Here is a 19,609-nt window from a genome sequence, read left to right as displayed (position 1 = left end):
CGTAGGGTGCGCCACGCGCACCGCTTGCAGGGGCACGTGGTGCGCACGGCGCACCCTACCCGGCCCGATGCGGCATCGTCAGCGCAGCGGCGGCAAGGCCGACAGCTATTTAGGAAAGTTTTAGGGATTGCATAGGGTCTATTTCGCAATGCGCCGCTGCGCCTGGCCCTAGCATGGAGCTCCTCAACACCACCCAGAGGAGTACCCCGATGAGTCCCGTTTCGCGTCGCTGGATCTATGTCGCCATCGTTTATTTCTGCCTGGCCGTCAGCCTGGGTGTGTTCATGGGCACCAGCGGCGATCACCGCCTGATGAGCGTGCATGCCCATCTGAACCTGCTCGGCTGGGTCACCCTGACCCTGGTCGGGATCATCTACCACTACTTCCCCAAGGCCGCCGCCAGCCGCCTGGCCAGCCTGCAGTTCTGGCTGCACAACCTGACTCTGCCGGTGATGATGGTGGCCCTGACCCTGGTGATCACCGGCACGCCGCAGGCCGGTCCGGTCCTCGGCGGCGCCGCAATGGTGATGCTGCTGGCGGTGCTGCTGTTCGCCGGCAACGTGTTCTGGCGCCGCGCCTGATCAGCGGGCGGCGATCTGCTGCAGCAGCACCGGGCGTTTGAGCAGCAGGCGCAGGCGTCCACGCCCGCACTTCTGCAGAACGATGTCGCGGCTGCGCTCGGCCAGCCGGCGCTGCAGCAGGATCAGCCGCGCCTCGAGGTTGTCGTCCAGTTCCGGCAGCTTCAGCGCCGGATCGATGCGCAGTTCGCGGTTGCTGAATTCGCTACGCTGCTCCTCGACGTGCAGGCTCAGCAGGCGCCAGAAGATCGCGCCGGCCACGCCCTTGATCAGGTAGTCCTCGCCGAGGAACACGCTGCTGTTGGCCGGGTAGTAGCGCACCGTCAACGGCGTGCCCTGTAGCGGCGCGGCGAACAACGGCGCGGCACCCTCCTCGCTCGGGTTATCGGCTACCTGCTGCAGCGCCAGGATCGAGGCGCCAAGCAGGCTGGCCAGGCCCATCAGGCAGTCCTCCTCGTCGTAGCCGAAGCGGTGCGGCTCGGCACTTTCCACATGTAGCACGCCGAGCAGGCGCCCGGCGGCGAGGATCGGCACCGACAACTGGCTGTGCGATTCGGCCAGGCCGGGAAAGGCAATCTCTGTCTCCAACCGATCACCGAGCCCGGCCTCGGCCAGGTGCTCATGGATGGCCCGGCTGTAGGCGTATTCCGAAGCCAGGTGGGCGATGCGGATCGGCGTGCGGAACTGCGCCGCCACGCCGATGATGCCCCGCCCCAGGGGAAACTCCGAGCCGATCCCCGACAGCGGGTAGCCGTGACTGGCCACGGTGTAGAGCTTCCGGCCCTGGCTGTCGAGCAGCAGGACCATGGCCTGGGGCATCTCAAGCTGGCTGGCCAAGCCCTCCAGGCACTGCTCCAGCAAACCGGCCAGGTCCGTGCAGGCGGCCAGGCGCTGGCTCAGCTGACGCAGGCGGGCGATATGGCAGGGCGCGCACTGCGCCGGCGGCACCTCGACGCCAGGCACATGCTCGATATCCAGCACCTGATAGACATCTGCGCCCCGCAGGCGGAACACCTCGCTCATCCCCGCATTCGAGGCGATCCCGGCGAGCTTGGCCTTCATGCTCTCGAACAGCGGCCCGGCGGTCTCCGTGCGTCGGTAGAGCAACGCCAGGCGATAGCGCGCGCTGGTCTGCGGGTGCAGGAGGAACACCGTGGCCTGGGGGTTGGCCAGAATGTTCTCGCGGGTCTTGTTGAAGAACTGGAAGGACAGCGCGACATGGCTGGCGTCCACGTAATGCACCTGGGAGACCAGGGTAACGTTGGGCGTGCCGTCCGCCCCGCAGGTGGCGATCGCCGCCGGTACCGCACCCTCCAGGCACGGGCGGATGGCGTCCAGACTCCGACTGGACGGCATCATTCCTGCTCCAGGCGCGAGCCGGCATTGGGCCCAGGGGTCTGCTCGAACAGGTCGCTCAGGGTGAAACACAGCGCCCGCAACTGTTCGACCTGGAACTCGTGGGTGGCGCGGGCGAACGGCAGCGCGTAGCCCAAGGGCAACAAATCCGCGGCAAAGGCATCACGGTGGCGCGCCGCCAATTCGGCATCGCCCGGCGCCAGCGCTACCTGGTGGGCGTCACAGCCCTTGAGTTGCAGGGTGCGGTGACTGCTGGGCAGGCAGAAGACCACAGCCAGTGCCTTGCTGCCCTCAACGTCCTGCAGCAACTGGCCGGCCTGCGTGGCGTCGACCAACACCGTGACCTGGCGCCGATCCGCCGCTACCCGACAGCCCACCACCTTGCTCACCGAGGGCACCCGGCGCATGTCGCGCGAGGCCGCGCTGATGGATACACCGCTCTCGATGAAGTGAACCTGTTCCTCGCTCAGGCTGGTGCCGCTCATGTTGTTCAACCCGCAATGACAAGAAGATAATCCTGGTGCCTCCTGGCCTGCCTGAAACCCCGTGGTACGCAGGCCGCCGAGGCAGATCGTCGATAGCACTTCCCGGATTGCATCCGGGCTACGGTCTGAGGATTGCTGTAATACCGGATTACGGCAAGCCGGTTATTACACCATCTGCAGGGCCTGCTTGCCCGCCGGCGCCGGATAGGCCGCATCGATCAGCGCCAGATCTGCGGCGCTCAACTGCAAGCCCGCCGCTTCGGCGTTCAGCTGCAGATGCGCCGGCTCGACCGCCTTGGGGATGGCGATCACCCCGCTCTGGCGCAACAGCCAGGCCAGGGCGACCTGGGCCGGGGTCACGCCATGCGCCTCGGCCACCTGGCGCAGCGCCGGGTGGCGCAGCAATTGCCCGCCCTGGCCGAGCGGGCAGTAGGCCATCAACGGCATGCCCTGGCGTTGCTGCCAGGGCAGCAGGTCGAACTCGACGCCGCGTGCCTCGGGGTTGTACAGCACCTGATTGGTGGCGCAGCCAGCGACGCCCAGGTCGTGCAATTGCTGCAGGTCGTCCAGGTCGAAGTTGGACACGCCCCAGCGGCCGATCTTGCCTTGTTCGCGCAGACGCTCGAAGGCCTCGACGGTTTCCGCCAGCGGGTACTGGCCGCGCCAGTGCAACAGATAGAGGTCGATGCGCTCGGTTCTCAGCCTTTTCAGGCTGCGCGCGCAGGCCGCCGCCACGCCCTGGCGGCTGGCGTTGTGCGGATAGACCTTGCTGACCAGAAACACCTGCTCGCGCAGGCCGGCAATCGCCTCGCCCACCACCAGCTCGGCGCCGCCTTCGCCGTACATCTCGGCCGTGTCGATCAGGCCCAGGCCCAACTCGATACCCTGGCGCAAGGCCGCCACTTCCGCGCGCCGCTGGCTGGCCACTTCGCCCATGCGCCAGGTGCCCTGACCGATTGCCGGCACCGATACACCGGCCAACTCAAGCGTTCGCATCGTCTCGCCCTCGTGCAATCCAGTCGCCAGGGATCAGGTAGCTGCTCGACCTGTGGCTCATTCTGGGCATGAACACCTCCTCAATCGGCGACCTGCTCATAGCCGCGGCCCTGCCATTGCATCAGGCAGAAACCATGGCCGAACGGATCGCTCAGGCAGGCCAGGCGACCCCATGCCTGTGTGCTGACCGCCCCCTGCAACTGCGCCCCCGCCGCCAGGGCGCGGGCCAGGGCGGCATCCAGATCGTCCACCAGCAGATCCAGGTGCAGCGGCGTCCAGTGCCGCTGGTAACTGCGGCCCTGCTGGCTGCCGGCGAACGGCGCACTGCCCGCGGCCTTGGCCAACAGGTAGATCGGCAGGGGCGCGCCCAGCAGCTCGACCACAGTGCCGCCGAACAGATACCGACCCACCCGCCAATCGAAGGCCCGGGTATAGAAGTCCACGGCAGCCGGCAGATCCGGCACATCGATATTCAGCAGCAGTTGCATGCCCACCTCCCGCCGAAGGCTATGCTGTGCCCTGACGCGCGGAACTCAACAGCAGCAGCAACGACACCGGCTGCTCGCTCTCCGGGTGCAGCGGCTCCTGCAGCCACTGCAGGCGCCAGCCGGTTTGATTGAGCAGGCCCAGCCAGGACTCCAGAGTGCGGAAGAACCAGGGCATCGGCTGCGCAAAGCCCGCACCGAAGCCGGCGAAGCTTTCCACCCGCCAGCCGTCGCGGTAGTTCGCATCGTTGCAGGCGCGCCAGGGGTGCAGGGTCTGGATCAACAAACGGCCGCCCGCCGCCAACACCCCGTGCAGGGCATCCAGGGTCGGGGTCAGCGCTTCTTCGAACAGGGCGAAGTTGCATACCAGCACATCGAAGCGGCCCAGCTCGCCGACCTGGCTGGCCAGCTCGGCATAGCCGCAGACCCGGTAGCGGGCGCGCGGATCGTCAGCGGCCCGCGCCACCTCGATCAAGGGCGCCGAGGCATCCACCCCCACCGACTCGATGCCGTGCGCGGCCAGGCCACGACACAGCCAGCCCTCGCCACAGCCGACATCCAGTACCCGCGCAGGCGCCAGGGCCAGCACCGCCTGCAGAATCGCCGCATCGGTGACCAGGCGCCGGCTTTCGATGCGCTGCTCGCGCACCGCAGCGGTCCAGGCAGCGGCATTGGCCTGCCAACTCAAGGCAAGTTGCTCACGATGATCGCGCTGCATAAGTCACTCGCTGCCGGTTCGGCGATAGAATCGATTGTAGTCGTCGTACCAGTGCCCTTGCGACAGCGTTCCAGGCACAAAGTCGTTCAGTCGCGGGCAACGCTGAAATCTTTGCGACCTGGTCAATAACGCTAGCGTCTAATTCATAAAGCAACGGCTAAGCTGTGGTGAAGGGTGACGTGGGGGTCAGACCGAACGATATGGGCATACTATGGAAATCCGATGCACCGGAGCAGGCACTACCGACGAGCAAGCAGCCGGCGTTCGAGCTGAAGCCGATCAAGCACGCCAGCAAGTTGCGCATCGTCGTCTGGTTGCTGCTGACATTGCTGATCGTGGCGGCTGCCCTGCTGTTGGTTTTTGAACTGCGCACCGCGCATTTCCAGGCCCATTACCTCAGTCGCTACGGCAACAGCCTGACCTACCGCGTGGAGCCTGGCCCCAGCCCGGCGATCCTCTACCCGCAGGACGGTCCCTTCGACAAGCGCCTGGGCTACACCTACCTGCCACTGATGCTGGAACGCCTGCAGCAGCGCGACTTCCAGATCAGCCAGCAGGCACGATTCTCCCCGGCGTTGCTCGACTACACGCAACGCGGCTTCTTTGCACCCTATCCGGAAAAAATCCAGACCGGCCTGAGCATCAGCGACTGCCGCGGCACGCCCTTCTACGAATTCCGCTACCCGCAGCAGCGCTACCCGAGCTTCAGCGCCATCCCGCCGCTAGTGGTGGGCAGCTTGCTGTTCATCGAGAACCGCCACCTGCTCGACCCCGAACAGCCCCTGGCCAACCCGGCGGTGGACTGGCCGCGCTTCGCCATGGCGGCCATCTCCCAGGTCGGCAAGGTGCTCGACGTGCAGGATCAATCCGCCGGCGGCAGCACCCTGGCCACCCAGCTGGAAAAATACCGCCACTCGCCGGATGGCCTGACCCACTCGGCCGCGGAAAAACTGCGGCAGATGGTCTCGGCCAGCGTGCGCGCCTACCAAGGCGGCGCGCAAACCCGGGCGGTGCGGGAGAACATCGTGCGCGACTACCTCAACAGCGTGCCGCTCTCCGCCGCGCCCGGGCACGGCGAGGTGCATGGCCTGGCCGACGGTTTGCGCATCTGGTTCGCTGCCGACTTCGCCAAGGTCAATCGCCTGCTCGACCCGCAACGTTCGCCCGAGGCGAGCAATGCCGAACGCGGCCTGGCCTTGCGCCAGGTGCTGGCCATGCTGATCGCCCAGCGCCGGCCCTCGTATTACCTGGCCCAGGGCCGGCATGAACTGGCGGCACTGATCGACAGCCATATCCGCCTGCTGGCGGGCGGCGGCCTGATCGATACCGCGTTGCGCGATGCCGCCCTGGCCCAGCAATTGCGCTATCGCGACTGGGTGCTGGAGCCGAACCTGCGCACGGTGGACGGCAACAAGGGCATCAGCGTCGCCCGCACGCGCCTCTCGAACCTGCTCAACATGCCGCTGTATGACCTCGACCGCCTCGATCTCTCTGCCAGCACCAGCCTCAACGACGAGCTGCAACAAACGGTCAGCCGCTACCTGGAGCAGCTCGCCGACCCCGCCTTTGCCGAGCGGATCGGCCTGTTCGGCGAGCGCCTGTTGTCAGCGGAGAAGACCGACGAGGTGCGCTACAGCTTCACCCTCTTCGAGCGCACGGCCAATGGCAGCCGGGTGCGGGTGCAGACCGACAACACCGACCAACCCTTCGACATCAACGAAGGCAGCAAACTGGAGCTCGGCTCCACCGCCAAACTGCGGGTGCTGGCCACCTACCTGGAGGTGATCGCCGAGCTGCACCAGCGCCATGCCGGGCGCAGCGTTGCCGAACTGCGTGCCGTGGAGCTTGCCGCGCAGGACTACCTGAGCCGCTGGGCCATCGACTACCTGAGCCGCAACGCCGACGCCAGTTTGCCGGCCATGCTCGAGGCCGCGCTGGAGCGCAAGTATTCCGCCAGTCCGTATGAAAGCTTCTTCACCGGCGGCGGCCTGCACACCTTCGCCAACTTCCGCCGCGAAGACAACGGCCGCAACCCGACCCTGCGCGAAGCACTGCGCGAGTCGATCAACCTGCCGTTCATCCGCCTGATGCGCGACCTGGTGCGCTACAGCACCTACCAGGCGCCCGGCAACAGCGCCGAATTGATGAAGGACGACAAGGACCCGCGCCGTCAGGCCTACCTCAGCCGCTTCGCCGACCGCGAAGGCACGACCTTCCTCCTGCGTTTCTGGCGCAAATACCAGGGCCAGCCGGCGCAACAGCGTCTCGACACCTTCCTCAGCGGCCTGCGCCACACTTCGGTGCGTCTCGCCGCGGTGCACCGCTACCTGATGCCGGAAGTCGACGAAGCGACCTTCGCCGCCTTCCTGCGGGCCCATGCGCCCAACGAGAAACTCAGCGACAAGCGCATCCGCGCGCTGTACCTGAACTACGGCCCCGGCGCCTACAGCCTGCCCGACCAGGGCTATATCGCCCGGGTCCACCCGCTGGAACTGTGGCTGCTCGGCTACCTGCTGGAAAAGCCCGAGGCCAGCTTCAGCGACGCCGTGGCCGCCAGCCGCGACCAGCGCCAGGAAGTCTATGGCTGGCTGTTCCGCAGCCGACACAAGAGCGCCCGCGACAGCCGTATCCGCATCATGCTGGAGGTCGAAGCCTTCCTCGACATCCACCGCCGCTGGCAGAAACACGGCTACCCCTTCGAGTACCTGGTGCCGTCGCTGGCCACCGCCATCGGCAGTTCCGGCGACCGCCCGGCGGCCCTGGCGGAACTGATGGGCATCATCCAGAACGACGGCATCCGCCAACCCACGGTGCGTATCGACAGCCTGCACTTCGCCGCCGACACACCCTACGATACCCGGGTCGCGCGCAACGCCCTGGCGGCCAGACGGGTGATGCCCAGCGAAGTGGCCGCCGCCCTGCGTGGCGCACTCTCGCAAGTGGTCGAAGGCGGTACTGCACGGCGCCTGCAAGGCAGTTTCAGCCTGCCCGACGGCCGCCTGCTGACCCTCGGCGGCAAGACCGGCACCGGCGACAACCGGGTCGAAACCGTCAGCCGCGGCGGCCAGGTGCTCAGTTCACGGGCGATGAACCGCACCGCCACCTTCGTCTTCTTCATCGGCCCGCGCCATTACGGCACCCTCACCGCCTTCGTGCCCGGGCGCGCCGCGGAGAAATTCACCTTCACCTCGGCGCTGCCGGTGCAGGTACTCAAAGGCATGGCGCCGATCCTCGCGCCCTATCTGGAGCCAGGCAGCTACAGCCAATGCCTCCCCCCGCTGGCGCCGGTGCAGGCCAGCTGGAAGTAGGCGGTAGGTATCGGGATTTGTGGGAGGAGCCGCTCTCACGGGTACCGCGTTGTTCGTGTGGGAGGGATCTCCTACGCAGGCGTACTGTCCTGTTTCGCCGTTCAGCCCTTCTTCTGCAGGCGGATATACAGCGCCTCGACCTTCTCCCGCGCCCAGGGGGTCTTGCGCAGGAAAGTCAGGCTGGACTTGATGCTCGGATCGCTCTTGAAACAGCGGATATCGATGCGCGCCGCCAGACCGTCCCAACCCAGCTTGGCCACCAGGTCGTTGAGGATGGCTTCCAGGGTGACGCCATGCAGCGGGTCTTTCGGCGATTGAGTCATGCGCAACCTTGTGTCGACGGCGTGACGCGGCGCACCGGCTGACAGGCTCGGGACGCGCGTGGGGGGCATATTCTGACCCGAGTCACCCGCCAGCTCCAGCGCAAATGCGCCGCCCCGGCTTGCAGCTCTCGGCCAGCCTCAGCGAGCGTCGATGATGAACGGCAGTTCGCGGTGGTGTTCGGGGTCGAACTGGCGACGGGCGGTATGGTTGAGATGGCGACCATAGACATGAAACGACAGGCTGGTGTGCGGCGTTTCGTTGATCAGGCTGTGGATGCTGCCGCTGGGCATGGCCAACGCCTGCCCCGGCGCGATGCACTGCTCGCCCATGCGCTGCAGCTCGGCATAACCGGGGCGCGTGGCATCGTCCAGGCGCTGCCAGAAGATATTGCGCTCGCTGCCCTCGACGCCCACCACCACCGCCCAGGTATCGTGGTCATGGGGCGGCACGCCACGTCCTGGCAGCCAGCTGTCCACCACCACGAACAGCGACTGGTCGGCCTCGACATGCAACAGCGTGGTACCGAAGCCCAGCGCCGGGTCGGCGTCGTACATGTCCGCTCGCAGCCAATTTCGCTCGGCAACGACTCGCCGGGCCAGCGGTGCCACCTGGGCCAGCAGGTTGGTTTCATCGGCGGCGGAGGCGACGATACGGCGCAGATCGTCGATAAAGTTGTCCAGGTTGTAGCTATCGCTTGTCATGCACAATTCTCCAGCCCAGTCACGGCCTGGGCTGCCGTCATAAAAAAGCCTGCCTCCAGGAAGGAGGCAGGCTTTGGCGTCACCCTATTACCGAGATTTAGCTGGCCGACGCACGCAGGTCGTCGGCGGTGCTGATCTGCAGGCTGACCGCCGGCTCGGCCAGCAGGGTGCGGTGCAGGGCCATGGCCATCAGCACCAGGATCACCCCGATCGGCAGGGCCGCGCAGATGGTGGCGGTCTGCACGCTCTTGAGGCCGCCCGACCACAGCAGGCCGGCGGCGATGGCACCAACCATCAGGCCCCAGGCCACCCGGCTGGCGGCCGGCGGATGGAGGCTGCCGCGCGCGGCCAGGGTGCTCACCACCAGGGTGCCGGAGTCGGCCGAGGTGACGAAGTAGGTGACGATCAGCAGCGAGGCCAGGGCGCCGAGCAAGCCGCCGATGCTCATGCCCGAGGACTGCTCGATCTTGTCGAACAGGGTGAACAGCGAGTGGGTGGCATCGGCCTTGGTCGCCACCAGGATGGAACCGCCTGCGAAGTTGGCCGCTTCGCCGGTCAGGGCCTGGCTCTGCACCTGCTCCTGATGGGCAACGCGCTCGTCTTTTTCATAGCTCAGGGCGGCGCCGCCGAAGGTGCCGATCCAGACGAAGCTGAACAGTACCGGAATGACCAGCGAGCCCATCACCAGCTGGCGGATGGTGCGACCACGGGAAATACGCGCGATAAAGGTGCCGACGAAGGGCGCCCAGGTCAGCCACCAGGCCCAGTAGAAGGCGGTCCACCAGTTCTGCCAGCCGGCGTCGTTCTGGGTGTCGCTCCACAGGCTCATGCCGATCACGCTCTGGGCATAGTCGGAAGTGCCTTCGAGGATGGTGTTGAGGATGTAGCGGGTCGGGCCGAATGCCATCACCGCCGCCAGGATCACCAACGACAGGCCCATGTTCCACAGCGACAGCAACTTGATGCCGCGATCCACGCCGGACACCACCGACATGATGGCGACCAGGGAGATGCCGAGGATCAGCAGCATCTTCATGCCGATGCCCATCTCGATGCCGGTCAGGGTCTTGATCCCGGTGGCCAGCTGCTCGACGCCCAGGCCGAACGAGGTGGCGATACCGAAGGCGGTCACGACCACGATGAGGATGTCGAAGATGGCACCCAGCCAGCCGTTCATCCGCGCCTCGCCGAACAGCGGGGTCAGGGTCGAGCGGATCGACAGCGGCTTGCCCTTGCGGAAGGAGAAGTAGGCCAGGCACAGGGCCGGCATCAGGTACAGGGCCCAGGCGTGCATGCCCCAGTGGAAGTAGGTCACGCGCATCGCCGTTTGGGCCGACTCGGCACTCAGTGCGGTGGCGCTGAAGGGGTTGCCGGCGTAATGCCACATGGGTTCGGCCACCGACCAGAACAGCAGGCCGATGCCCATGCCGGCGCTGAACAGCATGGACAGCCAGGAAATGGTGCTGAACTCGGGTTTCTCGCCGTCCTTGCCGAGGGTCACATTGCCGTAACGGCTGGTCATCAGATACAGCAGATAGACCAATACACCCGAGGCCATGGCCAGATAGAACCACTTGAAGTTCTGCAAGATACTCGTGGAAAGCTCGCCGAATATGGCACCGGCCTGCTCGCCCATGACGGCGCAGAAGCCGACGAATGCCGCGATTATCAGGGTCGACACCACGGTGATCCGGGCGTCTACGCCGTGGAACATACCGTTGGAATTGCTCATAGCATGTGCTCCGTTGTTATTGTTTGTTTGCCACTGTGCACGCTGGGCTCAAGGCGAGCCGGTCAATCTTTGGTTGGTCTCCAGGTTGTTTTTCCAAGCCGCGATAGTTCGATAAAAAACAACTTCTGACACCTGATTTTTACCGGCCTGATTAATGCGTTTTAATCATCAATCGACTGACGCAGCCGCCCGCCTTACATCAATGAAACAGCTGACGAGTGCGCACACGCAGGCCACCCCGGCAGGGGCAATATCAAGTTTCAGAAGCTGGCCAAGATCACCCGTACACAATCTCAGGACGCGGTGCGCAAGCCTATATTTCGCGGCTGACTATAGAGTTACGCAACAACCGCCAACCATCCTCAGGGCGTCATGCGCAGGCTCATCTGCGCCATCGACTCAAGCCAGCCAATCGGCTTGCCAGGGAAACGTCGATAACGCCTGGCAGCCATCGGCAGTGATCAATACTTGCTGTTCCAGTTTGACGCCCTCGCTACCGCCCCGTGCGCCGATATAACTTTCCACACAGACCACCATGTTCTCCTCGAACAATCCGTCGTAACCACTGCCGCGCCAATCTTCACCACGGTGGGCCACGGCCGGAAACTCATCGGCCAGACCCACGCCGTGCAGCACGCAGCAATAACGGTTCGGGTAGAACGGCGCCGGGATATCCCAGGCCCGCTCGCTGAATTCGCGGTAACTCAGCCCCGGTTTGAGCAACGCCATGTTGTGCTGCACCTGTTCGTGCGCCAGCCCATAGAGTCGGCGCTGCTCGGCCGTGGGCGCGACGTGGCCAACGGTCCAGGCGCGGGAGATATCCGCGCAGTAGCCATAGGGGCCGATCAGGTCGGTGTCGAAGCTGACGATCTCGCCCTCCAGCATCACCCGCTCGCTGGATTCCTGCATCCAGGGGTTGGTGCGCGGCCCGGAAGCCAGCAGGCGGGTTTCGATCCACTCGCCGCCGTGGCGGATATTCTCGTAGTGCAGCCAGGCCCACAGCTGGTTCTCGCTCATGCCGGGGCGCAGCTCGTCGTGCATGCGCTGGATACCGCGCTCGCAAACCTGAATGGTCCAGCGCATCAATTCCAGCTCATCAGTGGATTTGATCTTGCGCGCCTCCTCCATCAGGCTGTGGCCCTCGACCAGGCTCAGGCCATGCTCACGCAGCAAGTCGAATCCTTGCAGATCGGCCTTGTCCACCGCCAGGCGGGCCTGGCCACCGGCGTAATGCTGCACCAGGTCGGCTAGTTCGCCGGCCCAGGCGCGGGCCTTCTCCGAGATGCGCGAACCCGCGCCGAAATAACTCCAGTTGATCGCCGGGCGGATCTCGTCGAGCAGTTTGTTGCCTTGGTGCAGGTGTTCGCAGTTGTGGAACTCGAACAGGATCACCGGCCCGCTGGCGAATACCAGGGCGTAGCGGGCGAAGTTGTGCAGGGTCCACACCTGCATGTTCGAGGTGTCGGTGGCGTAGCGGATGTTCACCGGGTCGTAGAGCAGGATCGCTGCGCAGTCCTCGGCCAGCAGTCGCTGGCGCACCCGCTGCAGGCGATACGCCCGCGCCGCCCGGTGGGTCTGGATGTCGACCGGGTTGCGCAGCGCCGGCGTGGCGTTCTCATCGACCAGGTACTTATTCTTGTTGTCGAACATGACTGGACTTCCACTGGATGAATACAGACCAAATGACGGCTGACGCTCAGCTCGCCGACGACTCACAGGCGGCGGCAGGCTCAGCGGGGGGAGTGCTGCCGGCGGCTGGTACCGCCAACTCGGCAGGCTCCACCGCCGCCGCCAGGGTGGCGCTGGCCAGGCCGACTGGCGTGGCCTGGTGATGCAACGGTGCATCCTCCTGCAAGTGCGCGCCGCTGACCTTGCCCTGGCCGACCGCGAGGGCCAGCAGCGCGGCGCAGACGGCGAAGAAGGCGTACAGGTTCGAGGCGCCGAACTGCTCCATCAGCGCACCGGCGAGCAACGGGCCGATGCAGGCGCCGATGCCGAATGCCACCAGCAACAAGCCAGCCAGCGACACCCGCAGCTCGGCTTCGATATTGTCGTTGGCCAGGGCCACGCCCAGCGGATATAGGCAGAACTGCAGGAAACCGATGCCGGCGCCGAACAACAGCAAGGCGCCGAACGACAAGTCCTGGTAGAACGCCAGTGGCAGGCAGGCGAGGAGCAACAGTACGGCCACAGCGCGGATCAGGCTGGCCCGCGGCAGACGGTCGGACAGCCAGCCCAGCGGTAACTGGGCGAGCAGACCGGCGGCGATGGCCAGTGCCATGAACTGGCCGATCTCGACTGTACCCAGGCCCTGCTGGCTGGCGTAGATCGGGGCCAGACCATAGAAGCCGCCGTTGATCATGCCCGAGATCAGAATGGTCACCAGCGACTGCGGCACCCGCCGCAGGAACAGGCGAATATCGATGGGGGCCGGACGTAGCGCGGCCGGGTGCATGCTGCCGGTCAGTGCCACCGGCACCAGGCACAGGGCGAAGGCCATGGCCACGCCGAGCAAGGCGTGGATACCCAGGTCGCCATTGAGACTCAGGGCCAGCTGGCCGAGCATCATGCCGACATAGACCGCGACCATGTAGATACCCAGCACCTTGCCGCGCTGGTCGCTCCGGGCGCGGTCGTTGAGCCAGCTCTCCAGCACCATCAGCTGGCACATCATGGCCAGGCCGACCAGCGCGCGCAGGAATAGCCAGAGCGGCAAGGCACTGCTGAATTCGTGGGCCAGCACGGCGGCGGCAATTACCCCGGCGCAGGCGACGTAGGTGCGGATATGCCCGACCCGTTCGATCAGCACCCGCCCTACCCGGCCACCGGCCACCATGCCCAGGGCGTTGGCGGCCATCAGCGCGCCCCCCCAGAACTCGGCGACGCCATCGGCCGTCAGGCGCAACGCCAGGTAGGTCATCAGCAGCGTCGAGCCCAGCTGCATCAGCAGGCTGGCCAGGTACAGGGCGCCGAAGGTGCGGGTCAGTCCCAACATGCTTGGCTCCTTGGCCAGAATGAACAAAACCGCCGCTCCCGGGTTGGGAATGCGACGGCAAAACGATCAGGCCAGGCCGTGACGTTGCTTCCAGTCGCCCGGATGAACCACATAACCGAACAGCGCATGACCGCCGTAGACCAGCTCGGTGCCCTCGGGAATCCACAGCAACTGACCCGGCTCGACCCGGTACAGCTCACCGTTGGCCCGTAGTTCGAAGCAGCCTTCGATGACGAAGATCACCTCGTCATACAGCAGGGTCCAGTTGACCTCGGCGCCTTCCCAGCGGGCGAAACCGATGCCGATATTCGGCGACACTTCGTTGCTGATCGCGCGGGCCACATAGGCGGCGCCGGGCGGGCCGCCTCGGGGCATGAAGTCCAGGTCATGGTGATCGACCAGCAGCACCGGGCCTTTCCCGGAAACGACCTGACTCATAGCTCGCTCCGACTGTTCCACGCCGCCAGGCGAATGCGCGAACGCACGCCGAGGCCGAGCAAGGGTTCCGGCGGATTCAACGACGGCATGCCGGTGACCGCCTGGATGTCGCGCAACTGCGCCGAATCCGCGCCCACCGCCAGGTCGGCCAGCAACGTACCGGAGATGGTGCCCCAGGCCGCGCCGACGCCGTTGTCGCAGGCCGAGGCATGGACGCCCTGCTCCAGCTCGCCGAAGAAGTTGGTGAAGTTGCGCGAGATGGCGTAAACGCCGCCCCAGGTATGGCTGAACGGGACGTTGGCCAGTTGCGGGAAGCGCGCCAGGAAGGCCTTGCGGTGATCCTCGCGCACGCTGGCGCGCATGGCATCGCTGGTGCTCTGGCCGTACTTGGGCACGTGTTTGTAGGTGTTGCGGATCATCAGGCGGCGATCCTGGGTCATGCGCACCGTGGTGCCGGCGTGGTCGGCCGGGGTCAGGCCCCAGTCCAGCTCGCCGCCGTATACCTGCAGCTCACTGTCGGTCAGCGGCCGGGTCCAGCTGGCGAAGGTCATCACCGGCAGCAGGCGGTTGCGCAGGAAACCGAATTCCTGGGTGAAGATGCTGGTACCGAGCAGCAGCTGCGGGGTGCGGATGCGGCCATTGTTGCCGTGCAGGATCCAGCCGCCCTGGCCGTCACGCTCCAGGCGCTGGACCGGCGACTCCTCGAGTAGCTCGACGTTGCCCGGCAGCGAAGCCCCCAGGCCGGTGACCAGCGCCGCCGGTTGCATCAGGTAGCAGCCCGGGGTGTAGATCGCCCGGCTGTAGTGCTGGCTGCCGACCACCTTGGCCAATTCCTCGCGTTCGACCCAGCGAAAGGGCTCGCCGAGGTTCTTCAGCAGGTGCTCGAAATGCTCCAGATAGGCCAGGCCACGCGGGCCGACGGCGCCCTGGTACTTGCCGGCATGCGACCACTGGCAATCGATGCCGTGGCGCTGAATCAGCCCCTGCAACTGGGCGATGGCGGCGCGATTGAGGCCGAGCAGGCGCTGCTTGTGCGCCGGGTCCGGGTGCTCGAGGGCGAACTTGTGCGGCAGATCGATGACGAAGCCGGAATTGCGCCCGGAGGCGCCGTAGCCGACGCGCTGGGCGTCGACCAGCAGGATGCGCGCCTGCGGATGATGCTCGGCCAGCCGGCGGGCCGCGGCCAGGCCGGCGAAACCGGCGCCGATCACCGCGAAGTCGGCGCGCTGTTCGCCCTGCAGGCGGGTCGCGGGCTTGGCGGCGGGCAGCGCGGCATACCAGCCGCAGCTGGCGTCGTCGTAGGGCAGATTGATGGTCTTTTTCATGGTACAGCCCTCAGGCCACTGCCCGTTGTGCGTTCTGACAGGATTGCAGCCAGCTGTTGCGCTGCACTTGTGCTTGGCGACCGAGCAGGACGAAGCCGTGCAGCGCCCCCTCGGCATCGTAGAAGCCGGCGCTCAGGCCATCGTCGGTAGCCGTGCAGCGCCATTCGCCGGTTATGCCGATGGCCGGCGGCAACAGGCACAGCGGCGCGGCCGGGGTTTTCACCGTCACCGGCATCAGCGGATAACTGACCGCCGTCGGCTGGCCGAGCAGGGTCTTGCTCAGGGCGGCGATGCCCTGGTTGATCGGCGCCAGGTAAGGCAGCAACTGGCCGTCGATCTCGATGCAGTCGCCCAGGGCATAGATATTCGGTTGCGAGCACTGCAGTTGGGCGTCCACCTGGATACCGCGTCCCACCGCGACCCCGGCGGACTCGGCCAGCGCCAGGTTGGGGCGCAGGCCGACGGCGGAGAGCACCAAGTCGGCGTCCAGTTGCTGACCGTCGGCGAGGGTCAGGCGATAGCCCTGCTCCACCGATTCGATACGCTGCAGGGTGTTCTGCAGGTGCCAGCTCACCCCCAGGTCACCGAGCGCCGCCTGTAACTGGCGGCCGGCCTCGACCGGCAACAGGCGTTCCATCGGCCACTGGCCGAGACCGATGACGCTGACCGCGAAGCCGCTGGCCGCCAGGTCGTTGGCGAATTCGCAGCCGATCAGGCCGTCACCGAGGATCGCCACCCGGCGCACGCCGACCAGACGCTCGCGGAAGCTGCGATAGTCGTGCAGGTTGTTGACGCTGAGCAGCGCCGCCGTGTCGCCCTCGATCGGCAGACGGATGGGCGCGGCGCCGCTGGCCAGGACCAGCTGGCCGTACTCCATCTCGCCAATGTTGGTAGAGAGGCGCCGGGCCGCGGCGTCGATGCGTTCGACCCGGCAATGGGGATAGACGCGGATGTTCAGACGCTGCTCGATCGCCAGGGCCGACTCGCCGGCCAGGGCCTGGGCGCTTTTGCCCTGGGCCAGGCCGATCGACAGCGCCGGTTTGGAATAGAGGTGACCGGACTCCTGAGTCAGTACGCGGATCTCGACCTGCGGGTCGGCGCGGCGCAGGGCCTGAGCCAGGCCGTAGCCGGCATAGCCGCTGCCGATGATGACGATCGGCTGGCGCACCTCAGCGACTGCCGGCTGTGCGGCTTTCGGCAGCGGCAGTGGCGTGCTGGCCACCGCGGCGGCGACCACCGGGCTGATGTCGAGCATCTCGAAATCGTCCTTGCCGACTTTGCACTCCGGGCATTTCCAGTCCGCCGGTACGTCCTCCCAGCGGGTGCCGGCTTTGATGCCGTCGTCCGGCCAACCGAGGGCCTCGTCGTAGATCAAACCGCAGACCACACAGAGCCAGGTCTTGAACATGTCGCTTACTCCCCCGCCACGCGAATGGCGACGTTCTTGGTACGTACGTAGCTGTACAGCGCTTCCTGACCCTTCTCGCGGCCGAAGCCGGACAGGCCGACGCCGCCGAACGGCGTCTCGATGCCGCCGGCATACCACTCGTTGACGAACACCTGGCCGGCCTTGAGGCGTCGCGCGCAGCGCATGGCGCGGCTGATGTCCTGGGTGAACACGCCGGCAACCAGGCCGAACTCGGTGCCGTTGGCGATGGCGATGGCCTCCTCTTCGCTGTCGAAGGGAATGATCGCCAGCACCGGGCCGAACACTTCCTCCTGGGCAATGCACATCTCGGGGCTGACATCGCGGAACACGGTCGGGCGCATGAAGTGCCCGGCGCGGTCGCTGAAGGCCTCACCACCGGTGGCCGCTACCGCACCCTCATCGATTGCGCGCCGACACAGGGTTTCGATGCTGGCCAGTTGCCCGGCGCTGACCACCGGCGTGAGGTCCGGGTTGTCCTGGCCGAGGCCGACGCTGAGGCCTTCGGCCAGCGCGACCACGGATTGGACGATTTCTTCATAGATCTCGCGCTGCACCAGCAGCCGCGACATGGCCGAGCAGACCTGGCCGGCATTGAAGAAGATGCCGCCCTTGACGCTGGCCAGCAGCTGCTCGCGGTCGGCATCGGCGAAGGCGATCGCCGCCGACTTGCCGCCCAGCTCCATGACGCTGGGAATGGCGTGCTCGGCGGCGTCACGGAGGATGGTCTGGCCGGTCGGCACAGAACCGGTGAAGACGATCTGATCGACCTTGGCGCTGCTCACCAGGTGCGCACCGACCTCACGGCCACGGCCGCAGATCAGGTTGACCGCGCCATTCGGCAGGCCGGCCTGGGCGATGGCGCGCACCAGCACGCACATGCCCAGCGGCGACAGCTCCGGCGACTTGATCACCACCGCATTGCCGGCGGCCAGGGCCGGCGCCAGCGAACGGGCGCAGATCGACACCGGGAAGTTCCAGGGCACGATCTGCGCCGACACGCCCATCGGATCGTAGACCGTGAAGTCCATGTAGCCGTCGCCCAGCGGGATCGAGGTGCCTTCGATCTTGTCGGCCATGCCGGCGTAGTACTCGAAGTAGCGCGCCGCCTCGGTGAACTCGTCGCGGGCGTCGTTGAGGCTCTTGCCGTTCTCCTGGCACAAGACCCAGGCGCCTTCGTCGGCGACCGCACGAATCTCGGCGGCGATACGCAGCAGCCAGCTGACCCGCTGCGCCGGGCGCACACTGCTCAGCGCGCCGCCATCGGCGCAGCGCCGCGCCGCCTGCAGGGCACGCTCGGCATCGGCGACGTCGGCCTGGGCGATGGTCGCCAACGGCTCGGCGCTGCCGGGGTTGTTTACTGTCAGGCGCTGGGCGCTGTCACACCATTGGCCGTCGATGTAATTCAGCCAGTGGGGGGCAATCGGATACATGGCAACTTCCTCAGGCGGACGGCGTGGTTTCGAGCAGCTGACGGGCCGCCCACTGGTGGAAGAAGTGGGTCGGGATGTCCATCTCCGGGGAGAAGGCGCCGCCGCTGTAACCCGGCGAGTGACGGCCTTTCTGCATGCCTTCGACCGAACTGATGTCCTCGGCGAACACCACTTTCCAGGACTCCAGAATGGCGTTGCGGCAGGCGGCGTACTCGTCGCCCAGGGCCTCGTCGCCGACATAGAACAGGCGCAGGTGCTCGATGGTGCGGCCCGGCGCGACCGGCTCCAGCTGCATGGCGAAGGCGTGATCGGCCTGGATGCCGAGCAGCACGTTGGGGAAGAAGGCCACGTATTCGGCGTTGCGCAGACGATCCTGCGGCCAGCTGGGGAACTTCGGCAGGTGGGTACCGGCCACGTCCGACAGGTTGTAGGCGTAGCTGCCCTGGCCGGCGAAGCGCTCGTCGAACAGGATGTTGTAGTGGTCTTCCAGGCGCGAATAGGTATTCAGGCTCGGGTGCACCCACGGCAGGTGGTAGGCCTCGCAGTAGTTCTCCACCGCCAGCTTCCAGTTGCAGTTGATATCCAGGGTGGTGGAATCAAAGCCCGGGCGGCGGCGCAGCAGCTCCATGCCGTCGGCGCCGAGGAACTGGCTCCAGCGCGCGGTCAGTGGCGCGAGCATCTCCTCCAGCGGTTGGGCGTCGCCGGACAGGTTGACGAACAGCATGTCCATCCAGATCGCACTGCGCAGGGCTTTCAGGCCGTGCTTCTCGCAGGCGAAACGCTCATCCTTGTGCTTGTCGATACCGCCGACGTGCGGGGTGCCCTTGAGACCGCCGTTGAGGTCATAGGTCCAGGAATGGTAGGGGCAGCGGATCACGCCCTGCACTTCACCCTCTTCCTGCACCAGCTTCATGCCGCGGTGGCTGCAGACGTTATGGAACACCTGCACCAGGCCCTCGCGGTTGCGCATCAGCAGCAGCGGCAGGCCCATGAAGTCGACCGGCTTGACCGAGCCATTGTTCACCAGGTCGCTGGCGAAACCGACGCAGGCCCAGGTCTTGCCCATGACCTGATCGCGCTCCAATTCAAAGTAACGCTGCTCGGTGTAGAACTCGTTGCCAAGCCCGGTGGCCTGGTCGATCGGATTGAGTACGCGTTCCAGTTGTTGCACAGGAATACGTTGAGAGATGGAATTGTTCATTGTTGTTCTCCCCTGCAAGGCACGGTAATTGATGATCGGCAGGCACACTGGCCAAGGTCCGTTGGCAGCGAGTTTCGAGAACCGGGGGATTGTTCGACAAACGATAAT

At 66.0% G+C, this 19,609-nt stretch carries 17 protein-coding genes and 1 pseudogene; 2 read left to right on the top strand and 16 right to left on the bottom strand.

The window, feature by feature from the left end; all coding sequences use genetic code 11:
* The first annotated feature begins 209 nt into the window (after positions 1–209).
* Positions 210–581 (top strand): hypothetical protein, encoded by a 372-nt coding sequence (locus BM315_RS05200; RefSeq protein WP_090498523.1) that lies wholly within the window; start codon positions 210–212, stop codon positions 579–581.
* Here BM315_RS05200 and BM315_RS05195 read toward each other — a convergent pair whose 3' ends face one another.
* The 5 genes from BM315_RS05195 to BM315_RS05175 form a co-directional block, all read right to left on the bottom strand.
* Positions 582–1,937, bottom strand: a complete 1,356-nt coding sequence (locus tag BM315_RS05195) for a pyridoxamine 5'-phosphate oxidase family protein (RefSeq protein WP_212632935.1) — start codon at positions 1,935–1,937, stop codon at positions 582–584.
* A complete protein-coding gene (locus tag BM315_RS05190) occupies positions 1,934–2,419 on the bottom strand; it encodes a hypothetical protein (protein WP_141123925.1) in 486 nt (161 codons plus the stop codon). Before BM315_RS05190 ends, BM315_RS05195 begins: the two co-directional genes overlap by 4 nt.
* Before the next feature lie 165 nt (positions 2,420–2,584).
* Positions 2,585–3,415: an aldo/keto reductase gene (locus BM315_RS05185; protein ID WP_090498519.1), complete on the bottom strand. Its 831-nt coding sequence runs from the start codon at positions 3,413–3,415 to the stop codon at positions 2,585–2,587.
* An 80-nt stretch (positions 3,416–3,495) separates the two neighbouring features.
* The gene (locus BM315_RS05180) at positions 3,496–3,903 is read right to left on the bottom strand and encodes a VOC family protein (protein ID WP_090498517.1); all 408 of its coding nucleotides are present in this window, start codon (positions 3,901–3,903) and stop codon (positions 3,496–3,498) included.
* A gap of 19 nt (positions 3,904–3,922) precedes the next feature.
* The gene (locus tag BM315_RS05175) at positions 3,923–4,618 is read right to left on the bottom strand and encodes a class I SAM-dependent methyltransferase (RefSeq protein WP_090498515.1); all 696 of its coding nucleotides are present in this window, start codon (positions 4,616–4,618) and stop codon (positions 3,923–3,925) included.
* Positions 4,619–4,818: 200 nt separating this feature from the next.
* Between BM315_RS05175 and BM315_RS05170 the strand changes: the two genes are divergently transcribed.
* Positions 4,819–7,926 (top strand): transglycosylase domain-containing protein, encoded by a 3,108-nt coding sequence (locus BM315_RS05170; RefSeq protein WP_090498513.1) that lies wholly within the window; start codon positions 4,819–4,821, stop codon positions 7,924–7,926.
* Between the two features lie 101 nt (positions 7,927–8,027).
* Here the strand turns inward: BM315_RS05170 and BM315_RS05165 are convergent, their stop codons facing one another.
* The 11 genes and pseudogenes from BM315_RS05165 to BM315_RS05120 all read right to left on the bottom strand — a co-directional run bounded on the left by BM315_RS05165 (position 8,028) and on the right by BM315_RS05120 (position 19,501).
* Positions 8,028–8,249 (bottom strand): VF530 family protein, encoded by a 222-nt coding sequence (locus BM315_RS05165; protein ID WP_090498511.1) that lies wholly within the window; start codon positions 8,247–8,249, stop codon positions 8,028–8,030.
* A gap of 138 nt (positions 8,250–8,387) precedes the next feature.
* Positions 8,388–8,951 (bottom strand): cysteine dioxygenase family protein, encoded by a 564-nt coding sequence (locus tag BM315_RS05160; protein WP_090498507.1) that lies wholly within the window; start codon positions 8,949–8,951, stop codon positions 8,388–8,390.
* Positions 8,952–9,048: 97 nt separating this feature from the next.
* Positions 9,049–10,683, bottom strand: a complete 1,635-nt coding sequence (locus BM315_RS05155; RefSeq protein WP_090498505.1) for a BCCT family transporter — start codon at positions 10,681–10,683, stop codon at positions 9,049–9,051.
* A gap of 399 nt (positions 10,684–11,082) precedes the next feature.
* Entirely contained in the window at positions 11,083–12,333 is a 1,251-nt protein-coding gene (locus BM315_RS05150; RefSeq protein ID WP_090498503.1) for a M24 family metallopeptidase, read from the bottom strand.
* 46 nt (positions 12,334–12,379) lie between these two features.
* On the bottom strand, positions 12,380–13,678 hold the full coding sequence (locus BM315_RS05145; protein WP_170862165.1) for an MFS transporter: 1,299 nt from the start codon (positions 13,676–13,678) through the stop codon (positions 12,380–12,382).
* Positions 13,679–13,744: 66 nt separating this feature from the next.
* Positions 13,745–14,116: an ethanolamine utilization protein EutQ gene (locus tag BM315_RS05140; protein WP_090498501.1), complete on the bottom strand. Its 372-nt coding sequence runs from the start codon at positions 14,114–14,116 to the stop codon at positions 13,745–13,747.
* Positions 14,113–15,441, bottom strand: coding sequence for an NAD(P)/FAD-dependent oxidoreductase (locus BM315_RS05135; protein WP_090498499.1), 1,329 nt, complete (start codon positions 15,439–15,441; stop codon positions 14,113–14,115). Before BM315_RS05135 ends, BM315_RS05140 begins: the two co-directional genes overlap by 4 nt.
* 10 nt (positions 15,442–15,451) lie before the next feature.
* Entirely contained in the window at positions 15,452–16,696 is a 1,245-nt protein-coding gene (locus BM315_RS05130) for an FAD-dependent oxidoreductase (RefSeq protein ID WP_244527254.1), read from the bottom strand.
* Positions 16,685–16,849 (bottom strand): annotated as a pseudogene (locus tag BM315_RS24945) (rubredoxin); the annotation flags it as partial. The gene BM315_RS05130 and the pseudogene BM315_RS24945, both read right to left, overlap by 12 nt.
* Before the next feature lie 5 nt (positions 16,850–16,854).
* The gene (locus BM315_RS05125) at positions 16,855–18,300 is read right to left on the bottom strand and encodes an aldehyde dehydrogenase family protein (protein ID WP_090498495.1); all 1,446 of its coding nucleotides are present in this window, start codon (positions 18,298–18,300) and stop codon (positions 16,855–16,857) included.
* A 10-nt stretch (positions 18,301–18,310) separates the two neighbouring features.
* On the bottom strand, positions 18,311–19,501 hold the full coding sequence (locus tag BM315_RS05120) for an aromatic ring-hydroxylating oxygenase subunit alpha (protein WP_170862164.1): 1,191 nt from the start codon (positions 19,499–19,501) through the stop codon (positions 18,311–18,313).
* Positions 19,502–19,609 lie beyond the last annotated feature (108 nt).

It is taken from the genome of Pseudomonas borbori (genome assembly GCF_900115555.1).
In the GTDB taxonomy this organism is placed as follows: Bacteria; Pseudomonadota; Gammaproteobacteria; order Pseudomonadales; family Pseudomonadaceae; genus Aquipseudomonas; species Aquipseudomonas borbori.
The sequence above is the reverse complement of the archived record's forward strand: the minus strand, read 5'-3'. Positions and strand labels throughout refer to the sequence as shown.